Source organism: Arthrobacter sp. TmT3-37, assembly GCF_054510835.1.
On record NZ_JBTNDU010000001.1, the window covers coordinates 254,171 to 278,039 of the forward strand.

Genomic DNA, 23,869 nt, shown 5'->3' on the forward strand with positions numbered 1-23,869 from the left:
TCTGCGGAGAGGGATGGGTGATGACCGGGAAGCGTCAGCTTCCCGACCTGCTGGAGATGCGCTGGAGCCATTCGAGGAAGAGCTTCAGTTCGGAGCTGGAGAGCTGGTCGGGGTGCGAGGACTGCAGCGCGGCATTGAGGGCGATCGCCGCCACGACCACGGAGGGTGTCCCCTCCGTGTCGGTGGTGGGGTCGCCCTCGGAATCCGTGGCCACGGCCGAGATCACGGCTTCCCGCGTCATGGCGGAGAGCTCGAGGTTGCGTTTCGCCGCAGGTTCCGCGATCAGCATGAGCGTGACGCCGATGTTGGCGGCGAGCATGCTGCGGGCGGCTTCACGCGGTGAGACGACGAGGCGGGCCGCCGCGGCCGCCCGCGCCAGCACCTCCTCGAGGAACGCCTCCGCACTGGCCACCATGGATGGCCTGCGCTCGGGCCGGATGTTGCCGAACATCACCAGGTAGAGGTGCGGATGGTCGAGGCCGAACTGAACGTGGTTGTCCCAGTGCATCCGGAGGTCCTCGATCGGTTGTCCCGACGTCGGGAGGCCCCTCTCGGCGTCGAGGTACTCCGAGAAACCCTCGGCGACGACGGCGTCGAACAGGCCTTCCTTGTCACCGAAGTGGTGGTACAGGGTCGGAGCGGTCACCCGGGCGGCTTCGGTGATCTGCCGGGTGGAGACGGGCTCGCCGTTGGACTCCGCGAGCAGTGCTGCGGCGGCCCTCAGCAGCCTGTCCTTAGGCGCTGGTTCGCCTACTTTTTTCATGCCTGCTACCGTAGCACCTATAGCACCGTTATATGAACTGCATCACAAATAGTTTTTGCCTCGAGCGGCACAATGGTGCTAGACCGAAACACACCGGCAAGGAGACAAGGACGTTCAATGGAGAATTTCGCAGGGGTCGGAGTCAGCCCCGGACGCGTGATCGGTCCGATCCGCCACATGCCGAAGTCGGTCGGCGAACCTCCAGCCGGTGAACGGCACGACTCCCCGGACGCTCCCGAGGCCGCCGTCGCAGCCCTGAAGGCCGCCTCCAAGGCCGTCCAGGAGGAGTTGAAGCGCAGGGCGGGGATCGCCAAGGGCGATGCCAAGGCCGTGCTGCAGGCGACCTCGCTGATGGCGGCCGATCCCATGCTGCTGAAGTCCGCGACCAAGCTGATCAACAACGGCACGTCACCCGCGCGTGCCGTCTGGGAAGCCGGCGCGTCCGTCGCCGAGATGCTCCACAACCTCGGCGGCTACATGGCCGAACGCACCGCCGACGTCCTCGACGTCCGCTCCCGCATCGTGGCCGAGCTGCGCGGCCTGCCCGCACCGGGCATCCCGTCGTCGGACACGCCCTTCGTCCTCGTCGCCGAGGACCTCGCACCCGCCGATACCGCCACCCTGGATCCGGCCGTCGTCCTCGCCCTCGTCACCTCCGGCGGAGGACCGCAGTCGCACACCGCCATCATCGCCCGCTCCCTCGGCCTGCCCGCCGTCGTCGCCGCCGTGGGCGTCGACAACATCGCCGACGGCACGGACGTCTTCGTGGACGGAGCGGCCGGCACGATCGCACTCGACCCGGGAGCCGAGGAGGAGGCAGCCGCCGAGGCCTACAAGGCAGCCGCGGCCGCGCTCACGGTCTTCGACGGCACCGGCGTCACCGCCGACGGGCACGAGGTCCCCCTGCTCGCCAATGTCGGCGGAGCGAAGGACGCCGTCAAGGCCGCCGAGGCGAAGGCCCAGGGAGTCGGCCTCCTCCGCACCGAGTTCTGCTTCCTCGAGCGGGACACGGAGCCGACGGCGGAGGAGCAGATCGAGGCGTACAAGGGCGTCTTCGACGCCTTCCCGGGCAAGAAGGTGGTGGTCCGCACCCTTGACGCAGGCGCCGACAAGCCCCTGCCCTTCCTCACCGACGCCAGCGAACCGAATCCCGCCCTGGGTGTCCGCGGCTACCGCACCGACCTCACGTCCCCGGGGGTGCTGGAGCGCCAGCTCCAGGCGGTCGCCGACGCAGCATCGCAGGCCAGTGCCGATGTCTGGGTCATGGCGCCGATGATCTCGACGGCCGAGGAGGCCGCGGACTTCGCCAAGTTGTGCAGCAACGCCGGCCTGCAGACCCCGGGCGTCATGGTGGAGGTACCGTCCGCGGCACTGATGGCCGAGGCGATCCTCGGCGAGGTGGCCTTCGCGAGCCTCGGCACCAACGACCTCACGCAGTACACCATGGCGGCGGACCGCCAGCTCGGCTCGCTCGCCGCGCTGAACAACTCCTGGCAGCCCGCCGTCCTGCGCATGGTGCAGCTGACGGTGCAGGGTTCCGCAGCAGAAGGGCATGCGAAGCCCGTCGGCGTGTGCGGTGAGGCCGCGGCCGACCCCGCCCTCGCGGTCGTCCTCGTGGGCCTCGGCGTCTCGACGCTGTCCATGACACCGCGAGCGCTCGCGGGAGTCGGCGCCGTCCTCAACAGCGTCACCCTCGCCGAGGCGCAGCGCATCGCAGGCATCGCCGTCGCCGCCCCGACCGCGGCGGAGGCCCGGGCTCGTGCACGCGCCGAACTGCCCGTCCTGGAGTCCCTGGGGCTGTAGCGGGAACATCCCGCGGCCCGCCCGACCGCGTCCCCTTCGACGGGACGCGGTCGTCAGCCGCTGTGCGACGGTGCCCGGCCTAGGACCGGATCGCTGCCGCTGCTGCGTCGACGAACGCGGAGTCCGACATCCGCCCGTCGGCGACGAGCAGCGACCAACCCCAGTCGAACGCCTGGCCCGGGCCGAGGTGCAGCTCCGAGTGGAAGAAGGGTGCGGCGCACAGCATCGGTGTGCCGGCGCTGCGGACGAACCACGGCGAGGGCCCGCCGGGATTGCCCGGAGCGGGCACCATCAGCACCGATGCGGTCGGCGACCTGAGGCCGAGCCACGAGCGTCTGCTGCCCATGGCGTCCTCCTCGCTCAGGGACCCGATACCGGACCCCGCGCCGGTGGATCCGGGCGCGAGCCCGGGGTCATCCGGGCCGGAGGACGCAGGCACGTGCCCGGGGTCATCCGGCCCGGCGGCAGCGCCCGCGACGATGTCAGCGCCGTCGAACGATGACGCCAGGCGCAGGAAGAATCCCCCGTACCCCGCGTTCGCCCGGCCCGCCGTCGTCGGACTCCCGAAGGCCAGCGCACCCGCGCTGGTGTTGACCCACCGGCTCCGCACCGAGGTGAGCATCCAGTCGGCGCCGGCGTGGACGGTCCGAGCGCCCCATTTCCGGTCCTCGTCCAGGAACGCGCTCCCGTCCGCCGCGCACCACTCGAGCCGCTGCAGGACACCGGGGTCCCCGCCCACGTCGACGCCCCGCTGGGAGCCGTTGTTCGGCAACTGCACGTAGCCCTGACCCTCGCTGTACGTCGGCCCGCCCCAGAGGTTGACCGGGTAGCGCTGGCCTGCGACGGCGACATTGGACACGGCGATGCCGAGGCCCCAGTGCCAGGGGTGGTCGGCCGGCCCGCAATCGCTGACGGTGCCGCCCGTGGGCGTCGACACCGGGTGCAGGAAAGGCCGGGGCGAATGCTCGGCGGGCGCTCCCCCGCCGTCGTGCAGGACGCCGGCGAGCCGGCCGTCCGCCGTCCGGACGGGCGTGGGACCGGTCACGCCGCGGGTCCGTGCGGCCGAGACCCGAGGAGGGCTTCTGGGCGACCCGCCGGTCGGCCTTCGATGACCGGCGCCGTGAGGGCGCCGCGCAAGGCAGGATCTGCGAGGTCGGCCCGCGAGATCCAGCGGCCCTCACGTGCCGAGGCGTACATGGCGCTGACGATCTCCAGTGCGCGGGCCGGGTGTCCCACGACCCCGGGCATGCCGCCTCCGGCCAGCAGTGAGCCGTAGATCTCGGCGAACAGGGCATCGTGCCCGCTCGGGACCTCCTGCTCGGGGAGCGCCCAGGACGCCGCTGTCCGCTCGTCGACATGGGGTGCCGGCGTGATCTTCCAGTGCGCGTGCCCGTGGCCGTAGAGGTGCTCCAGTTCGATCGTCGCGTTCTCGGTATCGATCCGGAGGAGGCTCGACTCCCGCGGCGCGAGGACGGTGGTGACCACGGAGGCGACGGCCCCCGACGCGAAGACGAGGGACGCGTGGGACAGATCCTCGGTCTCGACGTCCCGTCCGAGCCGCCACATCGTGGCCTGCACGGCGGACCACTCGCCCAGCAGGTAGGCCAGCAGGTCCACCTGGTGGCTTCCGTGGCTCAGCGTGGTGCCGCCTCCCTCGGTGGCCCAGGTCCCGCGCCAGGGAACGGCGAAGTACTCCGCCGTCCGGTACCAGTTCGTCTGGCACAGCGCCGAGAGGGTCCGTCCGAACGCACCCGAGTCCAGCAACTCCTTGACGTGCGCGGCGGCTGTCCCCGAGCGCTGCTGGAAGACGACGGCGAGGCCGCGCTGGGCGGCGCGACCGACCTCGACCATGGTGTCGAGTTGGATGAGGCTCAGGGCCGCGGGCTTCTCGACCACCACGTGGGCTCCTGCCCCGAATCCCGCCGCCGTCTGTTCGGCATGTCCGCCGGGGGGCGTGCAGATGTGGAGGACATCGACGCTGACGGCCGCGAGCATGTCCTCGAGCGACGCCGAACGGGCGTCGATGCCGTACGTGTCGGCGAAGGCCGCGAGGTGCTGCTCGGAGGGATCCGCAGCTGCGACCAGTTCCACTCCGGGCAGGAGGCGTAGCGCTCGGGCGTGGAGGTGGGCCACCCCACCGGTTCCCAGGATGGCCGCCCTGAGCGGCCCGGCCGTCGCAACCTCCGGGCCGGGAGCGGACTCTGTGCCGGACTCGGCAGCGGACTCGGCGACTGGACTCGGCAGGGGCACGGAGACCTCCATCATCGGCAGGGTTGCGGTCCTCGGAACACTAACAGAGAAAGCGTTTACCCGGCCGGGCAGGCGCGAGCGGGCATCGTTCGGCGTCGTGCAAGAATGGCCCTTTCCGCAATTCGCAGGGCGTGGCCCGAGGCTACCGCCCACACCATCAGGAGTGCACGCAATGTCTGCACCGGCAAGCAAGAGTCCCGCGACGCTGCACGATGTCGCCAGGGAGGCCGGAGTCTCGCTCGCGACGGCATCGCGGTCCCTGAACGGCAGCGCGCGGAAGGTGAACGAGGCCTACCGGCAGCGCGTGGTCGAAGCGGCCCAGCGACTCGGCTACACCACCAACCTCTTCGCGCAGGCCGTGGCCAAGGGCAGCACCACCACGGTGGCCCTGCTCGTGGCCGACATCGCGGACCCCTACTTCTCCAGCATCGCGGCGGGAGTGATCGATGCGGCGAGCGAGGAGGGGCTCGTGGTGACGATCGCCGTCACGGGCCGCAACGCCCAGCGTGAGCTCGACACGGTGCGGGCCCTGCGTGGGCAGCGTCCCCGCGTCATGATCCTCGCGGGATCCCGGACCACCGGCTCCGCCTTCGAGGAGCACCTGCGGGCCGAGCTCTCCTCCTTCGAGGACACGGGCGGCAAGGTCGCCTTCATCAGCCAGGACGCGGCGCCCTTCGCGACCGTCCTCCTGGACAACCGTGGCGGCGCACGTCACCTCGCCGTCACCCTGGCGGGCCTCGGCTACCGGGACTTCGCCGTCATCGCCGGACCACCCGAGATCAGGACCTCCGAGGAACGCCTGGACGGCTTCACGGCGGGACTGGCGGAGCACGGCATCCCCCTTCCCCCCGAGCGCATCGTCCACGCCGACTTCACGCGCGACGGCGGCTACCGCGGCACCCAGGAACTGCTCGCCGCGGGAGCGCCCGTGGACCTGGTCTTCGCGGCCAACGACGTCATGGCCGTCGGCGTCGTGTCCGCCCTGCGCGACGCGGGGATCGTGCCCGGCGAAGGGATCGGCGTGGCGGGTTACGACGACATCCCGACGGTCCGCGACATCACGCCGGCCCTGACCACCGTGCGCATCCCCCTCGAGGACGTCGGACGGCGTGCCCTCCAGCTCGCGACGGGAACGGCCTATGACGGCGTAGTCGCGGAAAACGGCACAGGTCCGGCCCCCATCCCCACGGAGACGATCATCAGGGGCAGTACGCCGCGTCGTTAGGACGGGGCATCACAGGGGCAGGATCGGCCCGGGTGCGGCCGTCCGGCGGGCTAGCTCCGAGACGTCGTCCAGCGGCAGCTCGGCGACCTCGGCGACGACCTCGATGTCCTCGCCGTGGCTGAGCGCCTCGGTCACGGCTTCCTTCAGGATCAGCTCGGCGCGGTCGAGCTCGAACTCGACATCCTCCTTGTCCGCTGCTGCGACGCGGATCTTCTGCAGATCACCGTTCGTCATGGCGTTGCGCGTACCTCACTTCCTGGCTCGACGGCATCGACTCCGGCGCACCTCCTCCAGGGCGGCCTCCGGACGGCTCGTCCGAGGCGCGGTGTCGGTGGCATCGTCGCGACAATCCTAACCAGACACCTGCCTCCACGAGATGAAAAGCAGGTGACGGATGCCTTGCCACGGGGTGGACCGGCCCCGCACCGAGCCGGCCGGCAGCCCCGGCGTGCAGCACCTACCCGCACGCGGTGTCCGCCGCAACAACCATCTGCATCACGGCGCCCATTCCCCTCCCGCCCGGCTAGGATGGGAGCAGCGGATCGGCGGCAACGTGCGATCGTGGTCTAGCAGAAGGCCCGTGGCGCCGGGATCAGGCCCGGCATGACGTTCGAGGCTACTGATGGACCTATTTCCCCCCTCCAACGAGTTGGGTGCGACGCTCGGTCGCATCCGCGGACTCGTGCTCACGCAGGAGACGGCGCAGCACGCCGTCGACCTCCTCGCACAGGTGGCGCAGGAGACGACACCCAATGCGTCGGGCGCGGGCGTGTCACTCATCCACGAGTCGCAGCGGACCAGCGTGGGCGCGACGGACGCGCTCGTCCGCACTGCCGACGATCTCCAGTACACCCTGTCCGAGGGACCGTGCCTGACGGCGTGGTCCACACGGTCGCCGGTGACGATCGACGACACGAGCACCGACGTGCGGTTCCCGCAGTGGAGCGCGGCGGCGGCCGACGCCGGCGTCCGGTCCTGCTTCAGCGTGCCCCTCCTGAGGGGCCGCGACTCCCTCGGCGCCATGAAGGTCTATTCGACCGTCCCCGCCGCGTTCGACGACGCCGACCGTGCCCGCCTCACGAGCCTGTCGATCGCCGCCTCCGCCCTGCTCGGACACGTGCAGACGTCGGAGACGTCGACCCGGATCAGCAGCGAGTTGCGCGAGTCGCTGCGCTCGCGCGACCTCGTCGGCATCGCGAAGGGGATCCTGATGGAACGCGAGGGCCTTACCGAGTCGGAGGCACTCACGGCACTGACCGCCCGTGCCCGCATCACCGGGGTGCCGTTCCGGCAACTCACCGCGGACATCGTGAACGGTCACGGTGACCACGGATCGGAGGATGCGTCCCGATGACATTCCCCTACTCGGAGGAACAGCGGGCGATGATCACCGCGGCCATCGTCGAATCGGGCTTCTCGACGGGTGAGGTGTGGCTCCACTACTTCTCGCTGAGCGGCGAGGTGGACGAGTACGAGGTGGAGGCCTACCTGGCGGGCCTGATGCCGATGCCCGCCCTCGAATGCGACCTGCTCGCCCTCGCCGTGAACGAGCTCATCGACGAGCTGCCCCCCAGGCGCCGCGCACCGTTCAGCGACGAGCTCGTCCGGGCGCACGCGGGAACCGGGGACGCCCCGTCGCCGTGATCGAGTGTCGGACCCGCGGCATACCCTCGTCGCATGGCAGAACGACCGGGGTGGCACGGCATCCCTCCCAGCGCTGACAGGTTCATCCCACCGCTCCAGCTCGATACTCCTTCCACCGGCATCACGGAGCCCCTGCGATCGCCCACACTGTGGGTGGATCTCGACTACCCCGACGGCTCCATCTGCACCCGGAAGGGTTTCGCCATGGCCTGGACGGACACGGCCGTGCGTGCCCAGTGGATCGAGTACTCACGGGCGCGGGAAGCGTGGGTCGACGCCGCACGGTGCCGGCGTCGGGACCTGAAGCCCTCGGCGGCGCACGCCGCCTGAGCGCACCCGCTCAGGTTCCCGCCCGTCGCCCTCGTAGAGTGGGCGCATGGACAAGCCGGCATGGCACCCCGCGGTGCGCACGGGTGGGCGTGGCTAGGGCCGCCGGCTGGCACGGCCTCCCGCCGACCACGCATCGGTTCATGGCCCCGCTCCAGCTCGAAGCACCCACCGAGGGGATCACCGAGTCCGTCTCCCCCGCGCCGGCCCTCTGGGTGGACCTCGAGTACCCCGACGGCTCCCGGCAGACCGTCCGTGCATTCGCCATGGCGTGGACCGTTTCGGCGGTACGCGCCCAATGGGTCGAATTCTCCATCGCCCGCGAGGCGTGGGTGCGCCCGGACCAGTGCACCCGGCGCGAGATCCCTGGCCGTCCCGGCCCGGGCCGCTGACCCTCCCCCGGCCGCTTATTGTCACCTCCTCCTTCTTCCCCTACACTCTGGGTAAACGCTTTCCAAAACAGCGTCACCGCCGGACCCAAGGAGTATCAATGTCAACGAGGACAATCGGGATCATCATGAACGGCGTCTCCGGACGCATGGGATACCGCCAGCACCTTGTCCGTTCCATCCTCGCCATCCGCGACCAGGGCGGAGTCCTCCTCGCGGACGGCACCCGGGTCCAGGTCGAACCGATCCTCGTGGGCCGCAACGAGGCCAAGCTCGCCGAGCTCGCCGCGAAGCACGGCATCGAGCACTACTCCACCGACCTCGACAGCGTCCTCGCGGATCCCACCTGGGAGATCTACGCCGACTTCCTGGTCACCAAGGCGCGCTCCGCGGCGATCCGGAAGGCGATCGCCGCCGGCAAGGCCATCTACACCGAGAAGCCCACCGCCGAGACCGCCGAGGACGCCCTCGAACTCGCGAACCTGGCCGAGGCCGCCGGCATCAAGAACGGCGTGGTGCACGACAAGCTGTACCTCCCCGGCATGCAGAAACTCAAACGGCTCGTGGACTCCGGCTTCTTCGGCCGCATCCTCTCCGTCCGTGGCGAGTTCGGCTACTGGGTCTTCGAAGGAGGCTGGCAGGACGCGCAGCGCCCCAGCTGGAACTACCGTGCGGAGGACGGCGGCGGGATCGTCGTCGACATGTTCCCGCACTGGAGCTACGTACTGGAGAACCTCTTCGGGAAGGTCGAGTCCGTCTACGCCCGCGCCGTCACCCACATCGACGAGCGCGTCGACGAGCAGGGCCGCCCCTACAGCGCCACGGCCGACGACGCCGCCTACGCGGTGTTCGAGCTCGAGGGCGGCATCGTCGCCCAGCTCAACTCGAGCTGGACCGTACGCGTGAACCGTGACGAGCTCGTGCAGTTCCAGGTGGACGGCACGCACGGATCCGCCGTCGTCGGGCTGTTCGGCTGCAAGATCCAGCCGCGCAACGCCACCCCGAAGCCCGTCTGGAACCCCGATCTCGAGGACACCCACGACTACGACGCCGACTGGATCGACGTGCCCACCAACGAGGTGTTCGAGAACGGCTTCAAGACCCAGTGGGAGGAGTTCCTGCGCCACGTGCTGGAGGACGGCCCGCACCCGTACGACTTCCTGGCCGGCGCACGCGGGATGTACCTCGCGGAGCAGGGGCTGGAGAGCTCGCGCACCGGGCGACGACTCGACCTGCAGGACGTGCGCACCACCGCGTCCTCGCTCGAGGAAGCGATCACGCTGGCATGATCACGCTCGTCGACGCGGTCGGGGCCACCTCCACCGTCGAACTGAATCCCGCGCCGGCGTTCTCGAAGCCCGCGGCGCCCCTGAGCAGCCGCACGGTGTACGCGGCGGCGCACGTGGTGCCCCGGGCCTCGGCGGACAACGTCCCCGGCTCGCCCGCGGACCTCGACTGGGACGCGACCCTCGCCTTCCGGCACCACCTGTGGTCGTGGGGCCTCGGCGTCGCGGACGCCATGGACACCGCGCAGCGCAACATGGGGCTCGACGCCGCGGCGACGCGCGAGCTCATCTCGCGCAGCGCCGCGGAAGCGCGCTCCGTGGACGGTGCCCTCGTGGTCGGCGTGAACACCGACCACGTCGACGACGCCGTGATCGGGCTCGAGGCGGTCATCGACGCCTACAAGGAGCAGCTCCACTTCACCGAGGACGCGGGCGCCTCCGTCGTGCTCATGGCGAGCCGCCACCTCGCACGTGCCGCCCGTACCGCCGAGGACTACGAGAGGGTGTACTCGGAGGTCCTCGCCGCCGCCGGCGCCCCCGTGATCCTGCACTGGCTCGGCAGTGCGTTCGACCCCGAGCTGGGCAGCTACTTCGGCTCGTCGGACACCGATGCGGCGTCGTCGACCCTCCTCAAGATCATCGCGAACTCGCCCGACAAGGTGGCCGGCGTGAAGATGAGCCTGCTGAACGCGGACTCCGAGCGGGCCGTTCGGTCACAGCTCAACGCACCGGCACGCATGTTCACCGGGGACGACTTCAACTACGTCTCCCTCATCGGTGGGGACGCCTCGGGCTACTCCGATGCACTCCTCGGCGCCTTCGCGGCCCTCGGTCCGCACGCCTCGGCAGCGGTCCAGGCGCTCGACGCCGATGACAGTGCGGCGTACGGGCGGATCCTCGGCCCCACCGAAGCCCTGTCACGCCAGATCTTCTCGGCACCCACGTTCTACTACAAGACGGGGGTGGCCTTCCTCAGCTGGCTCAACGGACACCAGGCCGGTTTCGGCATGGTCGGTGGCCTGCAGGCCGCCCGGAGCCTGCCGCACCTGTCGGAGATCGTCCGCCTCGCCAACGAGTGCGGGGCCCTCGAGCAGCCGGAGCTCGCCCGCGAACGCTGGCACGCGCTGCTCGCCGTGGGCGGGGTGGCAGCATGAGCACGCCGAACGGGCGCCTGTCCATCAACCAGGCCACCATCAAGTACGCCCCGCTCGCCGACGCCCTGCAGGTGACCTCCGACGCCGGGATCACCAGTATCGGACTGTGGCGCGACTCCGTGCAGGCCGCATCGCTGCCCGAGGCCGGGCGGCTGCTCGCGGACTCCGGACTGCGCTTCTCCAGCCTCTGCCGCGGCGGGTTCTTCACCGTGCCGGAGGGCCGTGCACGCCGTGCGGCCATGGACGACAACCGGCGGGCGATCGAGGAGACCGCGCACCTCGCGGCCTCGGGTGCCCCCGGGTCCGTGGCGGTCCTCGTCATGGTCGCCGGCGGGATCCCGCAGGGATCGAGGGACATCGCGGGTGCCCGCTCCATGGTGCACGATGCCCTCGCCGAACTGGCCCCCGACGCCGAGGCGGCAGGTGTCACGCTCGCCCTGGAGCCACTCCACCCCATGTACGCCTCGGACCGCGCCGTCATCTCCACCCTCAAGCAGGCCCTCGACCTGGCCGCGCCCTTCTCCCCCGCGACCGTCGGCGTCGTGGTCGACACCTTCCATGTGTGGTGGGATCCCGAACTGTTCCCGCAGATCGAGCGGGCAGGAGCGGAGCGCCGGATCGCGAGCTACCAGGTGTGCGACTGGAAGACGCCCCTCGCGGCGGACGTCCTGCTGTCGCGCCACTACCCCGGGGACGGCGTCATCGATTTCGCCGGCATCACCCGGGCCGTGCAGGCCGCGGGCTACGCAGGCGACATCGAGGTGGAGCTCTTCAACCAGGACATCTGGGACACTCCCCCGGCCGAGGCCGTCGCGCGCACGGTCGAGGGCTTCGAAGCCTCCGTCTCCGCACACCTGGGCCACCTGAGCGGCGACCTACGCCGGTAGCATCGGCCTATGGAATCTACCGAGGTCGTCCGACGGTACTGGTCGTCGGTGTGGAGCAGGGACTGGAACGCGGTGGGCCAGGTGCTCGCGGAGGACGTGGAGGTGTTCTGGCCCGTGACACGCGAGGTCATCCGCGGCCGGGACAACATGGTGGCCGTGAACTCCGAGCATCCGAACGGGTGGAGCATCGACGTCCTCAACGTCTACGACACCGGTGACGTCGTCGTCTCCGAGGTCCAGGTACCGCAGGAGGACGTCGGGATCTTCCGGGTCGTGTCCATCTGGACCGTGGCCGACGGCGTCATCACCTCCGGCCGCGAGTACTGGACGCTGTACGGCGGCGAGGAGGGCAGGGACTGGCGGCGCAAGTACGTGAGCATCGGCGACCTGCCCTCCTGAGGACCGCGAGGACGGTGCAGGCACGCACCGCCGCACGACCGGTACTGGCAATAGTCCCGACCACACCATATGCTAAGCATGCTGATGATTTGGTCAGTGACCGTACCCACCCCAGACAAGGGAGGCATGATGAGCACGAAGGTCGAAGAAACCGTTGTAGTGAATCTTCCAGTGACGACCGTGTACAACCAGTGGACGCAGTTCGAGGAGTTCCCGCACTTCATGGGCGGCATCAAGCAGATCACCCAGCTCAGCGACGACCGTCTCGAGTGGGTCGCGGAGATCGGTGGCATCCGCCGGCAGTGGGAGGCGAGGGTCCTCGAGCAGGTGCCCGACCGTAAGGTCTCCTGGGCTGCCACGGAAGGTGCCACCAATGCCGGCACTGTCTCCTTCGAGGACCTCGGCGGCACCACGCGTGTGAACCTCACACTCGAGTACGAGCCCGAGGGCCTCGTCGAGAAGGTGGGCGACAAGCTCAACGTCGTGGAGAACCAGGCCAAGGCCGACCTGCACAGGTTCAAGGAATTCATCGAGTCGGAGAGCTACGCCACCGGCGCCTGGCGTGGGACGGTCGCCGGGCAGCCCGGGACCCCCACGGTCGATGACGCCGAGCAGTCACGCGGTGACAGCGGAAAGGCCGGCGTATCCGGCAAGGTCGCGGCGGGAGTCGGGGTAGCCGCGGCAGCTGCCGTGGCCGGCGTGGCCGCAGCGGCAGCGAGCAAGGGCAAGGAAGACGAGGAGGAGACCGTCGTGGAGACGGTCCCCGTCTTCGACGCCGCGCCCGTCGTCCCCGAGACCACCCCGGTGGTCGACGACGTGGACGTCATCGACGTCGACCCCGTCCCCGCAGCGGACGGCGTCCCGGGCACCGGAGTCCCCTCCGAGAGCCAGGGCCTCCGGGATGACACACTGGCCGACGGCGACCCGAGGGATCGTCGAGGCACTCTGTAGTCCCAGGACCCACGCAGGGGCCGGATTCCTTCGGGAGTCCGGCCCCTGCCCTGTTCCCGGGCGACCTTCTGGAGCCCGAGGTGGGAACCGGGGAATTACGTGGTTGGCAACGTAGTTGTGTCCTTCACCAACCCACCCCCATCCAGGAGAGCACCATGGACACCCCGACCCCCACCACGAACATTCCGAACACCACGAACACCACGACCGACGCGGACCTCCTTCCCGCCGACCCGGCAGGCCGGCAGGGCCGGGCAGAAGCCACCATGAGGGCCCTCGTCCTCGACGGCTTCGGCACGGAGGACGGTTTCGTACCGAGGGATGCCCCCCTCCCCGTCCCGGGAACAGGCCAGGTCCGCATCCGCGTCCGCGCCATCGGCATCAACCCCCTCGAGACCAAGATCCGGAAGGGGTGGATGGCCGAGGTGATGCCGACGACCTTCCCCGCCATCCTCGGGAACGAACTCGCCGGCGTCGTCGACGCCGTGGGCGACGGCGTGCAGGGGATCGCCGTCGGGGACCGCGTCGCAGGATTCGCGGCGACCGGCTCCTATGCCGAATACGCGCTGAGCCGGGCCGACACCGTCGCCCGGGTGCCCGACGGTCTCAGCTTCGAGCATGCCGTCACCATCCCCACGGGTGCCGAGACCACCCGGCGCGCACTCGCTCCGCTGCGGATCACCAGGGGCGAGACCGTGGTCGTGAACGGCGCGGCGGGCGGCGTGGGAAGCATGGCGGTCCAACTGCTCGTCGCGGCGGGCGTCACCGTGATCGGGACGGCGGGCGAGGCGAACCACGAGTACCTCCGCACCCTCGGTGCCATCCCGGTCGGCTACGGCGACGGCGTGGGCGAGCGGATCCGTGCCGTGGCGGAGCAGGGCGTGGATGCGGTCTTCGACGTCGCAGGGCAGGGATTCATCCCCGTCGCGATCGACCTGATGGGCGGCACGGAGCGCATCATCACCATCTCGGACTTCACCGCTCCGGCCCTCGGTGTGGCGGTCGCCGCCGGTCATCCGACGACCCTGACGGCGGACGGTTTCGCCGATGTGCTCGAGCTCGCCGCGCAGGGGAAGATCGCGACGCCGATAGCCGGCCTGTTCCCCTTCGACGACCTCGCCGGGGCGCATCGCCTGAACGAGACCGGCCACCTGCGCGGGAAGATCGTGGTTCAGGGCGTCTGAGGCGCCTCCCGGCCCGCCCGGTCCATCCCGTCGAGGATCTTCCGGGCGAGCCGGGTGAACTCGTCCTGTTCCTCGTCGGTCAGCCCGGCCGCAACGGTCCCCTGAAGGCGGGACCATGCCTCCGTGACCGGCCCGCGCAGGGCACGTCCGGCGTCGGTGAGGAACACGAGCGTCACCCGCCCGTCCGTCGTCGACCGGCTCCGCGTGATGAGGCCCGCGGCCTCGAGCCGCCGGACCGACTTCGCCACGGTGGAATGATCGAGCCGCTGCGGGGCGCCGAGGGACTTCTGCGACAGGCCGTCCTGATCCCACAACTGCATGAGCAGCAGCTCCTGCCCGGGGAAGAGCCCCAGTTCCCCCAGGAGGGAGGCGGCCAGCGACCGCTGCCCATGTCCGATCGCCAGGATCGCGGCACTCAGCGGATAGTCCCGCACGATCGGGGAACCCGCCTGGTTCCCCGCCGATGGCTCTGTCGGCCTGTTCATCCCGCGGTCGTCACTCCTCGTGCACCGGCTCCCCGGTGACGCGGTGGTCGGCGTGGTTCATCCCCTCGAGGATGAGCCGGGTGAGGTGCCCGTCGATGATGCTGTAGACCACGTTCCGGGCCTCCCTGCGCGTGGCCACGAGGCCGGAGAGCCGAAGTTTGGCGAGGTGCTGGCTGACCGCGGTGCGGTTCGCACCGGTCGCCGCGACCAGGGTGCCGACGTCGGCCGGTCCCTGCGTGAGCAGCCAGAGGAGATGGAACCGCGTCGGGTCCGCCAGCATGCGGAAGGTGCCGGCGCCCGCCTCGAGCCGCTGCGAGTCCGGTGCCACCGGATGGACGAGGCTGGGAGCACCGCCGTCGTTGCCATGCCTGTGGTCCGGCCGTGCCGCTGTGCTGTCGCTGATGCCGGCCTCCCCTCGTCGATGTCCGCCGTGCCCCCTACGCTACCGGGCGGCGCGCGCTTCGGGACCTGCCGCTACAGGCGAGGTCGCGGCAGCGGGCCACGACACCAGGGCGGCGACGGTCCCGCCGGCGGCCAGCACGGCGAGGCAGAGAGCGGCCGCCGGCTGTCCCGCCGCTGCGCCGATCCAGCCCGCGATCGGATAGGTCAGCATGAAGCAGGCGTGGCTGAGCGAGAACTGCGCCGTGAAGAGAGATCCCCTCGTGGCATCGGTGGCGACACGCCGCAGCAGCCTCGAGGAGGGCGTGCTGATCATGGAGGTCCCGACGCCCAGGACCGCCCAGAGCGCCAGGAAGACCCACCACGGCGAGCCGGAGCCCGCCACGACCGCGGCAGCCAGGACACCGGCGGGCAGGATGGCCGCGCCGATCAGCATGAACGTACGGTCGGAGATGCCCTCGAGGACCCGAGGGGCCGCGAACGCCACGAGCATGGAGCCCGCCCCGTAGACGGCCAGGGCCAGGGCGACGTCGGTGTTGGTGCCCGCGAACAGGTCCCGTGCGTACACCACGGTGTTCACCAGGACCAGGGCCGTGGCCGCGGCGACGACGAGGTTCAGCGCCAGCAGGCCGCGCAGGCTCGGCTCCCGCAGGAAGATCCGCGTGCCCAGCGTGGTGCGGTGCAGCAGCGAGCCCTGACCGGCGACCGCCGGGATCGCCGGCAGGCGCGTGACGAGGACCATGAGCGCGGAGGCCAGGAACCCGAGCATCGTCCCGAGGAACAGGTCCGAGTACGAGAGCACGGACAGCAGTGCCGCAGCGAGCAGCGGGCTGACGAGGGATTCGACGTCGTACGCGAGCCGCGACAGCGAGAGCGCCCTGGTGTAGTCCTTCTCGGCCGGCAGGACCAGCGGGATCAGGGCCTGGAACGCCGGCGTGAAGGTCGCAGAGGCCGACTGGAGGAGAAAGACCAGGACGTAGACCTGCCAGATCTGGTCGAGGAAGGGAAGGCTGAGGGCGACCATGGCACGCACCCCGTCCGCGGCGACGAGGACCACCTTGCGGGGCAGGCGTTCGACCACCGCGGCCATGACGGGAGCCACGACGACGTACGCAATCATCTTGATGGTGAGGGCCGTGCCGAGCACTGCGCCCGCCCGTTCTCCGGCCAGGTCGAAGGCCAGCAGTCCGAGCGCCACGGTGAGCAGCCCGGTGCCGAGGAGCGCCACCACCTGGGCGGTGAACAGATTCCGGTATGAGGTGGAACGCAGGACGGAGAGCATGATGAGAGGCCGTTTCGTCGGGGACGGAGACTCCACTATACGTGCAGACATACGCACACGATGACTCTTTGTCGTCCGGTGTTCCGACCGGTCGCGGGCCGGACCTGCCGCCCTCAGGCTCCGGGGAGGACGATACTCGTGACGGGGAGCGAGGGATCGGTCCCGAAGGCGATCCCGCTCGGCGCCCCGCCGGCCATCACGATCTGCGCACCGAGGGCCGCGACCATCGCACCGTTGTCGGTGCAGAGCGACGGCGCCGGGACGGTGAGCGTGATGCCCGCAGCCGTGCACCGCTCCCGCGTCAGGTCCCGGAGCCGCCGGTTCGCTGCGACTCCACCGCCCAGCAGGAGGTTCGTGATGCCGTGCTCCCGGCACGCGAGGACGGCCTTCGAGGTGATGATGTCCACCACGGCCTCCTGGAAGGACGCGGCGATGTCGGCGACGGGGACGTCCAGCCCTGCTGCCTCGTACTGCTCCACGGCGCGGGCGACCGCCGTCTTGAGCCCGCTGAAGGACCAGTCGTAGCGGTGCGGGCCGGGTTCCTCGGCCGTTCCCATGTACTTGGGTTGCGAGAGCCCGCGGGGGAAGCGGATGGCTTTCGGGTCGCCCTCCGCCGCCAGCCGGTCGATGGCGGGTCCGCCCGGATACCCGAGGCCCAGGATGCGCGCGGTCTTGTCGTACGCCTCGCCAGCGGCGTCGTCGATGGTCGAGCCCAGCAGCTCGACGTCGTTCGCGATGTGTCCCACGCGGAGGATCTCCGTGTGGCCACCGGACACGAGCAGCGCTCCGAGGTTCGGCGGCAGCCCGTCGGCGAAGGTGCCGCCGAGCATGCCGACGCCGACGTGCGCCACCAGGTGGTTGATCGCGTAGAGCGGCTTGCCGGTCGCGACGGCGAGCGCCTTCGCTGCGGACACACCCACCATCAGCGCGCCCGAGAGTCCCGGGCCGGCCGTGACCGCGATGGCATCGAGCTCGTCGAGGGTGACGCCGGCGTCGTCGAGCGCGGACCGCAGTGTCGGCACGAAGGCCTCGAGGTGCGCCCGCGAGGCGATCTCGGGGATGACGCCGCCGAAGCGCACGTGCTCGTCCATGGAGGAGGACACGGTGTTGGTCAGGAGGCGGGTGCCGCGGACGATCCCGACACCGGTCTCGTCGCAGGACGACTCGATGCCGAGGATCAGCGGTTCTGCGGTCGTCACGGTGTCTCCCCGTCCTCGGTGGCCAGTGCGAGCCTCATGACCCAGGCGTCGACGCCGTCGCGGTAGTACCTCTTCCGCGTGTGGATCCGCGCGAAACCGAAGCGCGTGTACAGCTGCTGCGCACGCGGGTTGTCCGCCCGCACCTCGAGCATCACGTTGTCGGCGCCCCGCCGCCGGGCTTCGTCGAGCAGCTCGGTGAGCAGGGCCCGGCCGATGCCCTGGCCCTCGAAGCGGGGCAGCACGCCGATGGTCTGGATGTCGGCCGTCGTGGCGAGGACCATGAGGCCCGCGTATCCCACGGCCTCGCCGTCCACCTCCGCCACGATGTAGCGCCGTGTGTCCGGTTGGAAGAACTCGGAGTAGAACATCTCGATGGGCCAGGCGTCGGCCGGGAAGAGCTCTTCCTCCAGCCCGCCGATCGTCTCGATGTCCTCGAACGTCAGGTCCCGCATTGTGTACCTCACGCCGTCGCCCGCTTCCGCGGCCCGGGCACCCGTGCGTCGGACTCCCGCAGATAGAGCGGAGAGGTGTCCCGGAGGTCCTGTCCGGCGAGGAGGCGCAGGCGGGCCACGCGACCGAGCGCGGCCGCGTCCGGGTCGGACGACGCGAAGGCCGGGACGCCGTCGACGTCGTCCGGGTAGAGCCCCGCTGCCCGGCCCACGAGCGGCAGCCCCTCGGGCAGGTCGGCGGCGGCACCGACGTGGGGGCCGTCGAGGAGTTCGGGCAGGCTCCCGCCGTCCGTCGGCATGCCGTACTCGGCCCAGTAGACCTCGCCGCGCCGCGCGTCCGTCCCGACGAGGAATCTCCTCCCGGCCGGGAGGACTCCGCCCGCTGCGGCGTCGAGGGCCAGGGCGTCGAGGCTCATGACGCCGTGGAGGGGTACGTCCCAGACGAAGCCGAGCGTGCGGGCCGTGACGAGCCCCGCCCGCAGCCCGGTGAACGGGCCCGGCCCCACGCCCGCGACGACGGCGTCGAGTTCCGTGCCCGCGACGCCGGCATCGTCGAGGATGCGCTGCACCGCGGGAGCGAGGACCTCGGCGTGCGACCGGGTGTCGGAGCTGCCGAACCGGCCGACGACGACGTCGTCCCGCAGGAGCGCGACCGTGGCCGCGGCGGAGGTGTCGATGGCGAGGAGAAGCACCGGTCCAGCCTAGTCGAGCGGGAGTCCGGGCTGCTGTCCGGTCCACCGTGGCCCCACGCCGGTGAGGGTGACGGTGCGCACCTCGTCCACGCCGTCGTCGTCGAACACGGTGACCCATTCCCCGTCTGCTGCCGTGGGCCCGGTTCCGCCGAGCGGCCGTGCGATGTCCACCCGGAGCCAGCTGTCGCTCAGGTGCTCCACGCGGCCGGCCCCCCACTCGATGACCGTGACGTTGGCGGCCATGGTGGCCTCGAGGTCCAGGTCGTCGACCGCCGCCGCACTCTCGAGCCGGTACGCGTCCACGTGGATGAGGCCCGGGCCGTCGCCCCTCGAGGAGTGCTGGCGGACGAGCACGAAGGTCGGCGAGATGATGCGGTCCTCGACCGCGAGGCCCCGCCCGAGCCCCTGCGTGAAGGTCGTCTTGCCGGCGCCGAGCTCACCCGAGAGGACCAGCAGGTCACCCGGTCGGAGCTGCGGCGCGAGGGCCGCGGCGAGTGCCTGCAGTTCGGTGGCCGAGCCGACGTCGTAGGACGCCGTCCAGTCAGGCGTCGGCGTCATCGCCCGCGCTCCCCTTCCCCGGGTCCAGGTAGATCCGCTCCACGCGGTCGCTGATCCGGGTCACCACCTCGTAGTTGATGGTCTGTGCGGCAGCGGCCCAGTCCTCGACGGCCGGGGAACCGGCTCCGCCGAACAGCACGGCGCGCTTGCCCAGCGGACCGTCCGGTGCGTCGGCGATGCCCGTGGTGCCGAAGTCGATGACGAGCTGGTCCATCGCGATCCGGCCGACCACCGGGTACATCCGGCCGCCGACGAGCACCGGGGCGCCGGTGGCGATGCGTGGAACACCGTCCCCGTAACCGACGGGGATCAGCCCGAGCGTGGTGGGTTTCTGCGTGCGGTAGGCGTAGCCGTAGGACACGCCCTGCCCGGCGGGCACTTCCTTGCAGTTCGAGACGGTGGTGCTGAAGGTCATGACGGGCCGCAGTCCGAGGTCTGCGGAGTCCTGGTCGGAGAAGGGCGAGAGCCCGTAGATGCCGAGGCCCACGCGCACCAGGTCGAAGTGGCAGTCGGGCCGGGAGAACGTCGCCGGTGTGTTCGCCAGGTGCCGCACCTCCACATCGATCCCCGCGTTCTCCGCGGCGGCGACGGCCTCCCGGAACGCCTGGACCTGCAGGTCCGTCTCCGGTCGGGCGGGCTCGTCCGCCACGGCGAGGTGGGAGAAGATCCCGACAACGCGGATCAGCCCTTCCTCCTGGTGTGCCACCGCCCTGCTGAGCAGGGCGTCCCACTTCTCCGGCGGACATCCGTTGCGGCCCAGGCCCGTGTCGATCTTCAGGTGCACGATGGCGGGGCGCTCGAGTTCACGCGCCGCGGCGACCACCCGCTCGAGCTCCCAGCCCGAGATCCCGAGGTCGAGCCCGTGTTCGACGCCTGCGGTGAAGTCGGTCCCTGCGGTGTGCAGCCAGGTCAGGATCGGCGCCTCGATGCCGGCCCTGCGCAGTGCGACGCCCTCGCTGATGTGGGCTACACCGAGCCATGCGGCACCGGCCTCGAGCGCGGCGCGCGCCACCGGCACCGCACCGTGGCCGTAGGCGTTCGCCTTCACGACGGCCATGACCCGTGCGGGGTGGGCGACGTCGCGCAGGTGCCGGATGTTGTGCCGCAGGGCATCGAGGTCGATCTCTGCAACGCGCTCGGTGGAAGTCACTCACCCCATTCTGCCAGCTCGGTGGGAGCCGCCGCCGTCGGAACCTCCTGCCGCCATCCTCCAGCAGGTTCGGAGCCCGACCGGCGGCATCCGGGTTGCAGCCGGGCACGGCGGGAGGAAGGATCGAAGGCATGGTCGAACCCCCGTCAGGCACCCGCGGCTGCGTGCTCCCCGACGGTGACGGAGGCTCCTGCGGTCGTGCCGCGGGCGACGGACCGTTCCCCGTCTGCCCGACGCATGCGGCGCTGGTCGCGGAGTGGGTCGGCGCCGAGTACGGCACCACGGACCTGCTGCCGGGCGCCTGCGCGGCCTGCGGCTCGCGGCTCGGCGTGCGGTACGCGTCGGGGTGGGCGTGCGCCGCCTGCGAGTGGCGGGTCGGCGACGCCCTCGATGACGGGCTGCCGCCGCCGCGCGTCGACGTCGTCTACTACATCCGGTACCGGGACCGTATCAAGATCGGCACAACGGCGAACCCGCGGCAGCGGCTGGCCCGGATCTGGCACGACGAGGTCCTCGCCTTCGAGCGCGGCGACCGCCTGGTGGAGCACCGACGGCACGAGCAGTTCGCTGCCTGGCGCCTCGGCCGGTCCGAGTGGTTCGCGGGCGCTCCGGAGATCGAGGAGCACGTCGGCCGGCTCGCCGCCGGCGTCACTGATCCCTGGGCGCGGTACGCCCGCTGGCTCGGCGAGGCAGCCGCCCTCCGAGGGTGACGCCCCGCCGGCGATCGTCCCGACCCTGCCGTCCGCCTCGTCCCGTGCGGGCGGCTCAGCCGATCCCGTCCGAGCAGGGCTCGGGCGGCCGTGTCGGCGGCGACGCGTCGGAGTGCCGCGCGATCGTCGCCGTCGCCCGGCGCAACGCCTCGGACGGGACGTCGGACACCAGGTCCTCGAGGAAGGCGTACCGGCGCAACCACTGCTTCCGTATTCCGTCGCGCCCTTCGCTGACGCGGTGCCACCAGTCCGCGATATCGCCCCACCCCGGCGCGGCCAGGGATCCTCCCACGTGCTGCACCGACAGCGACGCGCAGAGATTGGCGAAGCTGAGGCGGTCCGCGAGGGAGAAGCCCGCGAGGTCGGCCATCACGAAGGCCGCTCCGAAGCAATCGCCCGCACCGGTCGGATCGTAGGCCGACACCGGCAGTGCCGGCACCCACTCCTCCTCACCCGTGACCGAGTCGATGGCGATGGCGCCCTGCTGGCCCACCGTGACGACGGCGACCGGCACGCGGTCCGCCAGCGAGTACAGGGCGGTCCAGGGGTCGTCCGTGCGCGTGTACGCCATCGCCTCGACCGCGTTCGGCATGAACGCGTAGAAGTGCTCGAGCGACTCGAGCGTCTCCGCCGCCCACTCCCCCGCGGGATCCCAGCCGACGTCGCCGAACAGCTTCGTCCCCTGGGCCGCGGCCGCCCGCGCCCACTGCTCCACCTCGGGCTCGACGCCCACGATGGCGGCGCGGCACGACGGCGGCGTCCCGATCAGCTCCGATGCACGCAGTGGTGCGGGGTGACCGTGCGTCACCATGGAACGGTCCTGGTGCACGGAGAGGGACACGGTCACCGGCGAGTGCCACTGCCCGAAGACGCGCGACCTCGACAGGTCCACGTGTTCCTGGTCCTGCAGCACGTCCCAGTTGAACTGGCCGTAGCCGTCGTCGCCGAAGGCCGCGGCGAGCGTGGTGTGGAGCCCGAGCCTGCTCGCGGCGATGGCCTGGTTCGCGATGCCCCCGGGCCCGGATCCCATGCCGTCGGTCCAGACCTCCGTGCCCGGTGAGGGCAGCTGGTCGAGCCCGGTGAAGATGATGTCGAAGAACACCTGCCCGGCGAGCAGGAGATCGAACTCGGGACTGTCCGGCGCGCGTGTGGCCGCCAGCGGATCGAAGCGGTGCTGATGGGCCATGTACGGCAGAATACTTCCACGGCGCCGGTCGCGGGGCGGCAGGCGCCATCGAACACCGTGCACGGCACCGCCGCCGGGCACGCACCGCAGCGGACCACCCACCACGGAAGCGGGTCGAGCCTTGCCCAGTACTGACGGAACCGGCGCACGCCTGGTCATCGTGGGCGGCGGCGGCTTCCGGGTGCCGCTGGTCTACCGCGCACTTCTCGAGGGACCGTTCGCCGGGCTCGTGTCCGACGTCGTCCTGCTCGACGCGCTACCGGAGCGCGCGCACGCCGTCGCCCGGGTGCTCGGTGCGCTGCCGAAGCCCGCCGGCCGCCCGGCGCCGTCGGTGCGCGTGGAGTCCCGTCTCGAGGACGCGCTGCCAGGGGCGGACATCGTGTTCGCCGCGGTGCGGAGCGGCGGAGCGGAGGGCCGCATCCTCGACGAGCGCGTGGCCCTGGCCGCCGGCCTGCTGGGACAGGAGACCGTCGGAGCAGGCGGGATCTCCTACGCCCTGCGGTCCATCCCGGACATGATGCGTGTCGCCACCCTGATGCGCGACCATGCCCCCGACGCCTGGCTGATCAACTTCACGAACCCCGCGGGGATGGTCACCGAGGCGGTCTCGGCAGTCCTGGGCTCGCGGGTCGTCGGGATCTGCGATTCGGCGTCGGGCCTCGTGACGCGGGCCGCCCGGGCGGCCGGCGTGGACCTGCACGGCTCGCTCGCGGGCGTCGACTACGTCGGCCTGAACCATCTCGGCTGGCTCCGCGGCCTGGCCGCGGACGGGACCGACCGCCTTCCCGCACTCCTGGCCGATCCCGCGCGGCTCGCCGGCTTCGAGGAGGGACGCCTGTTCGGCCCGGACCTCCTGAGGACCCTCGGTGCCCTGCCCAACGAGTACCTGTTCTACTACTACTTCCACCGGGAGGCCCTGCGGTCCATCCGGAGTGCTGACAGGACGCGGGGGGAGATCCTCCGCGACCAGCAGCAGGACCTGTACCCGCGCCTGCTCGCCGCGGCGGAACCACTCGCCGTGTGGGAGGACGCCCGGCGGGAACGGGAGTCCGGCTACCTCGCCGAGGCGCGCGGCGAGGACGAACAGCGCGACGAGGCGGACCTCGCCGGCGGCGGGTACGAGCGCGTGGCCCTCGAGGTCATGCGCGCCCTGCTCACGGACCGCCGCGCGGAGCTCATCCTGAACGTCCGCAACGCGTCGACCTTCCCCGGGCTGCCTCCGGACGCCGTCGTGGAGGTCCCGTCCGTCGTCGACGGCTCGGGCGCCCGTCCACTGGCCGCCGCGCCGCTGACGCTGCACCAGCTCGGCCTCATGGCGGGCGTCAAGGCCGTGGAGCAGGACACCGTCCGGGCCGCGGTGCACGGGGACCGCGACTCGGCCCTTCGTGCACTCGCGGGCCATCCGCTGGTCGACTCGTTCCATTCCGCCGGGAGGGTCCTTGCAGGCTACGAGGAGGCGTTCCCCGCGCTGGGAGCGTCCTGGTCCGGCTGATGCCG

General features: G+C 71.0%; 27 protein-coding genes. 14 read left to right on the forward strand and 13 right to left on the reverse strand.

What is annotated here, in order from left to right; all coding sequences use genetic code 11:
- Positions 1-34 precede the first annotated feature (34 nt).
- Positions 35-763, reverse strand: coding sequence for a TetR/AcrR family transcriptional regulator (locus tag ACX80U_RS01100; protein WP_133082478.1), 729 nt, complete (start codon positions 761-763; stop codon positions 35-37).
- 117 nt (positions 764-880) lie between these two features.
- Between ACX80U_RS01100 and ptsP the strand changes: the two genes are divergently transcribed.
- Entirely contained in the window at positions 881-2,566 is a 1,686-nt protein-coding gene (gene ptsP / locus ACX80U_RS01105) for a phosphoenolpyruvate--protein phosphotransferase (RefSeq protein WP_459267135.1), read from the forward strand.
- Positions 2,567-2,645: 79 nt separating this feature from the next.
- Here ptsP and ACX80U_RS01110 read toward each other — a convergent pair whose 3' ends face one another.
- Together ACX80U_RS01110 and ACX80U_RS01115 are read right to left on the reverse strand one after the other, a co-directional pair.
- On the reverse strand, positions 2,646-3,611 hold the full coding sequence (locus ACX80U_RS01110) for a DUF6807 family protein (RefSeq protein ID WP_208739360.1): 966 nt from the start codon (positions 3,609-3,611) through the stop codon (positions 2,646-2,648).
- The gene (locus ACX80U_RS01115; protein ID WP_244185919.1) at positions 3,608-4,816 is read right to left on the reverse strand and encodes a Gfo/Idh/MocA family protein; all 1,209 of its coding nucleotides are present in this window, start codon (positions 4,814-4,816) and stop codon (positions 3,608-3,610) included. Before ACX80U_RS01115 ends, ACX80U_RS01110 begins: the two co-directional genes overlap by 4 nt.
- Before the next feature lie 172 nt (positions 4,817-4,988).
- Here ACX80U_RS01115 and ACX80U_RS01120 point away from each other — a divergent pair, with 172 nt between their 5' ends.
- Positions 4,989-6,041: a LacI family DNA-binding transcriptional regulator gene (locus ACX80U_RS01120; RefSeq protein ID WP_459267136.1), complete on the forward strand. Its 1,053-nt coding sequence runs from the start codon at positions 4,989-4,991 to the stop codon at positions 6,039-6,041.
- Between the two features lie 9 nt (positions 6,042-6,050).
- Here ACX80U_RS01120 and ACX80U_RS01125 read toward each other — a convergent pair whose 3' ends face one another.
- Positions 6,051-6,275 carry a hypothetical protein gene (locus tag ACX80U_RS01125; RefSeq protein ID WP_208739235.1) on the reverse strand — a complete coding sequence of 75 codons (225 nt, stop codon included), beginning with the start codon at positions 6,273-6,275 and terminating at the stop codon, positions 6,051-6,053.
- A 388-nt stretch (positions 6,276-6,663) separates the two neighbouring features.
- Here ACX80U_RS01125 and ACX80U_RS01130 point away from each other — a divergent pair, with 388 nt between their 5' ends.
- The 10 genes from ACX80U_RS01130 (at position 6,664) to ACX80U_RS01175 (ending at position 14,262) form a co-directional block, all read left to right on the forward strand.
- Positions 6,664-7,395 carry a GAF and ANTAR domain-containing protein gene (locus tag ACX80U_RS01130; RefSeq protein ID WP_208739236.1) on the forward strand — a complete coding sequence of 244 codons (732 nt, stop codon included), beginning with the start codon at positions 6,664-6,666 and terminating at the stop codon, positions 7,393-7,395.
- A complete protein-coding gene (locus ACX80U_RS01135) occupies positions 7,392-7,685 on the forward strand; it encodes a hypothetical protein (RefSeq protein WP_459267137.1) in 294 nt (97 codons plus the stop codon). The genes ACX80U_RS01130 and ACX80U_RS01135 overlap by 4 nt, the downstream gene beginning before the upstream one ends.
- 33 nt (positions 7,686-7,718) lie before the next feature.
- On the forward strand, positions 7,719-8,015 hold the full coding sequence (locus tag ACX80U_RS01140; RefSeq protein WP_459267138.1) for a hypothetical protein: 297 nt from the start codon (positions 7,719-7,721) through the stop codon (positions 8,013-8,015).
- Between the two features lie 140 nt (positions 8,016-8,155).
- The gene (locus tag ACX80U_RS01145; RefSeq protein WP_459267139.1) at positions 8,156-8,404 is read left to right on the forward strand and encodes a hypothetical protein; all 249 of its coding nucleotides are present in this window, start codon (positions 8,156-8,158) and stop codon (positions 8,402-8,404) included.
- Positions 8,405-8,502: 98 nt separating this feature from the next.
- Positions 8,503-9,690 (forward strand): Gfo/Idh/MocA family protein, encoded by a 1,188-nt coding sequence (locus tag ACX80U_RS01150; protein ID WP_133082468.1) that lies wholly within the window; start codon positions 8,503-8,505, stop codon positions 9,688-9,690.
- Positions 9,687-10,841 carry a dihydrodipicolinate synthase family protein gene (locus ACX80U_RS01155; protein ID WP_459267140.1) on the forward strand — a complete coding sequence of 385 codons (1,155 nt, stop codon included), beginning with the start codon at positions 9,687-9,689 and terminating at the stop codon, positions 10,839-10,841. Before ACX80U_RS01150 ends, ACX80U_RS01155 begins: the two co-directional genes overlap by 4 nt.
- Positions 10,838-11,728, forward strand: coding sequence for a sugar phosphate isomerase/epimerase family protein (locus ACX80U_RS01160; protein WP_459267141.1), 891 nt, complete (start codon positions 10,838-10,840; stop codon positions 11,726-11,728). Before ACX80U_RS01155 ends, ACX80U_RS01160 begins: the two co-directional genes overlap by 4 nt.
- A gap of 9 nt (positions 11,729-11,737) precedes the next feature.
- Entirely contained in the window at positions 11,738-12,127 is a 390-nt protein-coding gene (locus ACX80U_RS01165; protein WP_208739242.1) for a nuclear transport factor 2 family protein, read from the forward strand.
- Between the two features lie 129 nt (positions 12,128-12,256).
- Positions 12,257-13,078 carry an SRPBCC family protein gene (locus ACX80U_RS01170; RefSeq protein ID WP_459267142.1) on the forward strand — a complete coding sequence of 274 codons (822 nt, stop codon included), beginning with the start codon at positions 12,257-12,259 and terminating at the stop codon, positions 13,076-13,078.
- A gap of 155 nt (positions 13,079-13,233) precedes the next feature.
- Positions 13,234-14,262 (forward strand): NADP-dependent oxidoreductase, encoded by a 1,029-nt coding sequence (locus ACX80U_RS01175; protein WP_459267143.1) that lies wholly within the window; start codon positions 13,234-13,236, stop codon positions 14,260-14,262.
- On the opposite strand, the gene ACX80U_RS01180 is transcribed toward ACX80U_RS01175, so the two are convergent.
- The 8 genes from ACX80U_RS01180 to alr form a co-directional block, all read right to left on the reverse strand.
- Entirely contained in the window at positions 14,250-14,747 is a 498-nt protein-coding gene (locus ACX80U_RS01180) for a MarR family winged helix-turn-helix transcriptional regulator (RefSeq protein WP_459267144.1), read from the reverse strand. The genes ACX80U_RS01175 and ACX80U_RS01180 overlap by 13 nt on opposite strands.
- Before the next feature lie 10 nt (positions 14,748-14,757).
- On the reverse strand, positions 14,758-15,075 hold the full coding sequence (locus ACX80U_RS01185) for an ArsR/SmtB family transcription factor (protein ID WP_459267145.1): 318 nt from the start codon (positions 15,073-15,075) through the stop codon (positions 14,758-14,760).
- A 114-nt stretch (positions 15,076-15,189) separates the two neighbouring features.
- Positions 15,190-16,428 (reverse strand): MFS transporter, encoded by a 1,239-nt coding sequence (locus ACX80U_RS01190; protein WP_459267146.1) that lies wholly within the window; start codon positions 16,426-16,428, stop codon positions 15,190-15,192.
- Positions 16,429-16,541: 113 nt separating this feature from the next.
- Positions 16,542-17,627, reverse strand: a complete 1,086-nt coding sequence (tsaD, locus tag ACX80U_RS01195) for a tRNA (adenosine(37)-N6)-threonylcarbamoyltransferase complex transferase subunit TsaD (RefSeq protein ID WP_133082462.1) — start codon at positions 17,625-17,627, stop codon at positions 16,542-16,544.
- Complete coding sequence (gene rimI, locus ACX80U_RS01200) at positions 17,624-18,079, reverse strand: ribosomal protein S18-alanine N-acetyltransferase (protein WP_208739943.1); 456 nt, start codon at positions 18,077-18,079, stop codon at positions 17,624-17,626. Before rimI ends, tsaD begins: the two co-directional genes overlap by 4 nt.
- Before the next feature lie 8 nt (positions 18,080-18,087).
- Complete coding sequence (gene tsaB, locus ACX80U_RS01205) at positions 18,088-18,768, reverse strand: tRNA (adenosine(37)-N6)-threonylcarbamoyltransferase complex dimerization subunit type 1 TsaB (protein WP_208739944.1); 681 nt, start codon at positions 18,766-18,768, stop codon at positions 18,088-18,090.
- A 9-nt stretch (positions 18,769-18,777) separates the two neighbouring features.
- Positions 18,778-19,326, reverse strand: a complete 549-nt coding sequence (tsaE, locus tag ACX80U_RS01210; protein ID WP_208739945.1) for a tRNA (adenosine(37)-N6)-threonylcarbamoyltransferase complex ATPase subunit type 1 TsaE — start codon at positions 19,324-19,326, stop codon at positions 18,778-18,780.
- Positions 19,310-20,476: an alanine racemase gene (gene alr, locus ACX80U_RS01215; RefSeq protein ID WP_208739946.1), complete on the reverse strand. Its 1,167-nt coding sequence runs from the start codon at positions 20,474-20,476 to the stop codon at positions 19,310-19,312. Before alr ends, tsaE begins: the two co-directional genes overlap by 17 nt.
- 131 nt (positions 20,477-20,607) lie before the next feature.
- On the opposite strand from alr, the gene ACX80U_RS01220 reads away from it, so the two are divergent.
- Positions 20,608-21,186: a GIY-YIG nuclease family protein gene (locus ACX80U_RS01220; RefSeq protein WP_459267147.1), complete on the forward strand. Its 579-nt coding sequence runs from the start codon at positions 20,608-20,610 to the stop codon at positions 21,184-21,186.
- A gap of 55 nt (positions 21,187-21,241) precedes the next feature.
- On the opposite strand, the gene ACX80U_RS01225 is transcribed toward ACX80U_RS01220, so the two are convergent.
- Entirely contained in the window at positions 21,242-22,372 is a 1,131-nt protein-coding gene (locus tag ACX80U_RS01225) for a carbohydrate kinase family protein (protein WP_208738997.1), read from the reverse strand.
- A 121-nt stretch (positions 22,373-22,493) separates the two neighbouring features.
- On the opposite strand from ACX80U_RS01225, the gene ACX80U_RS01230 reads away from it, so the two are divergent.
- Entirely contained in the window at positions 22,494-23,864 is a 1,371-nt protein-coding gene (locus tag ACX80U_RS01230; protein ID WP_244185834.1) for a 6-phospho-beta-glucosidase, read from the forward strand.
- Positions 23,865-23,869: the final 5 nt, after the last annotated feature.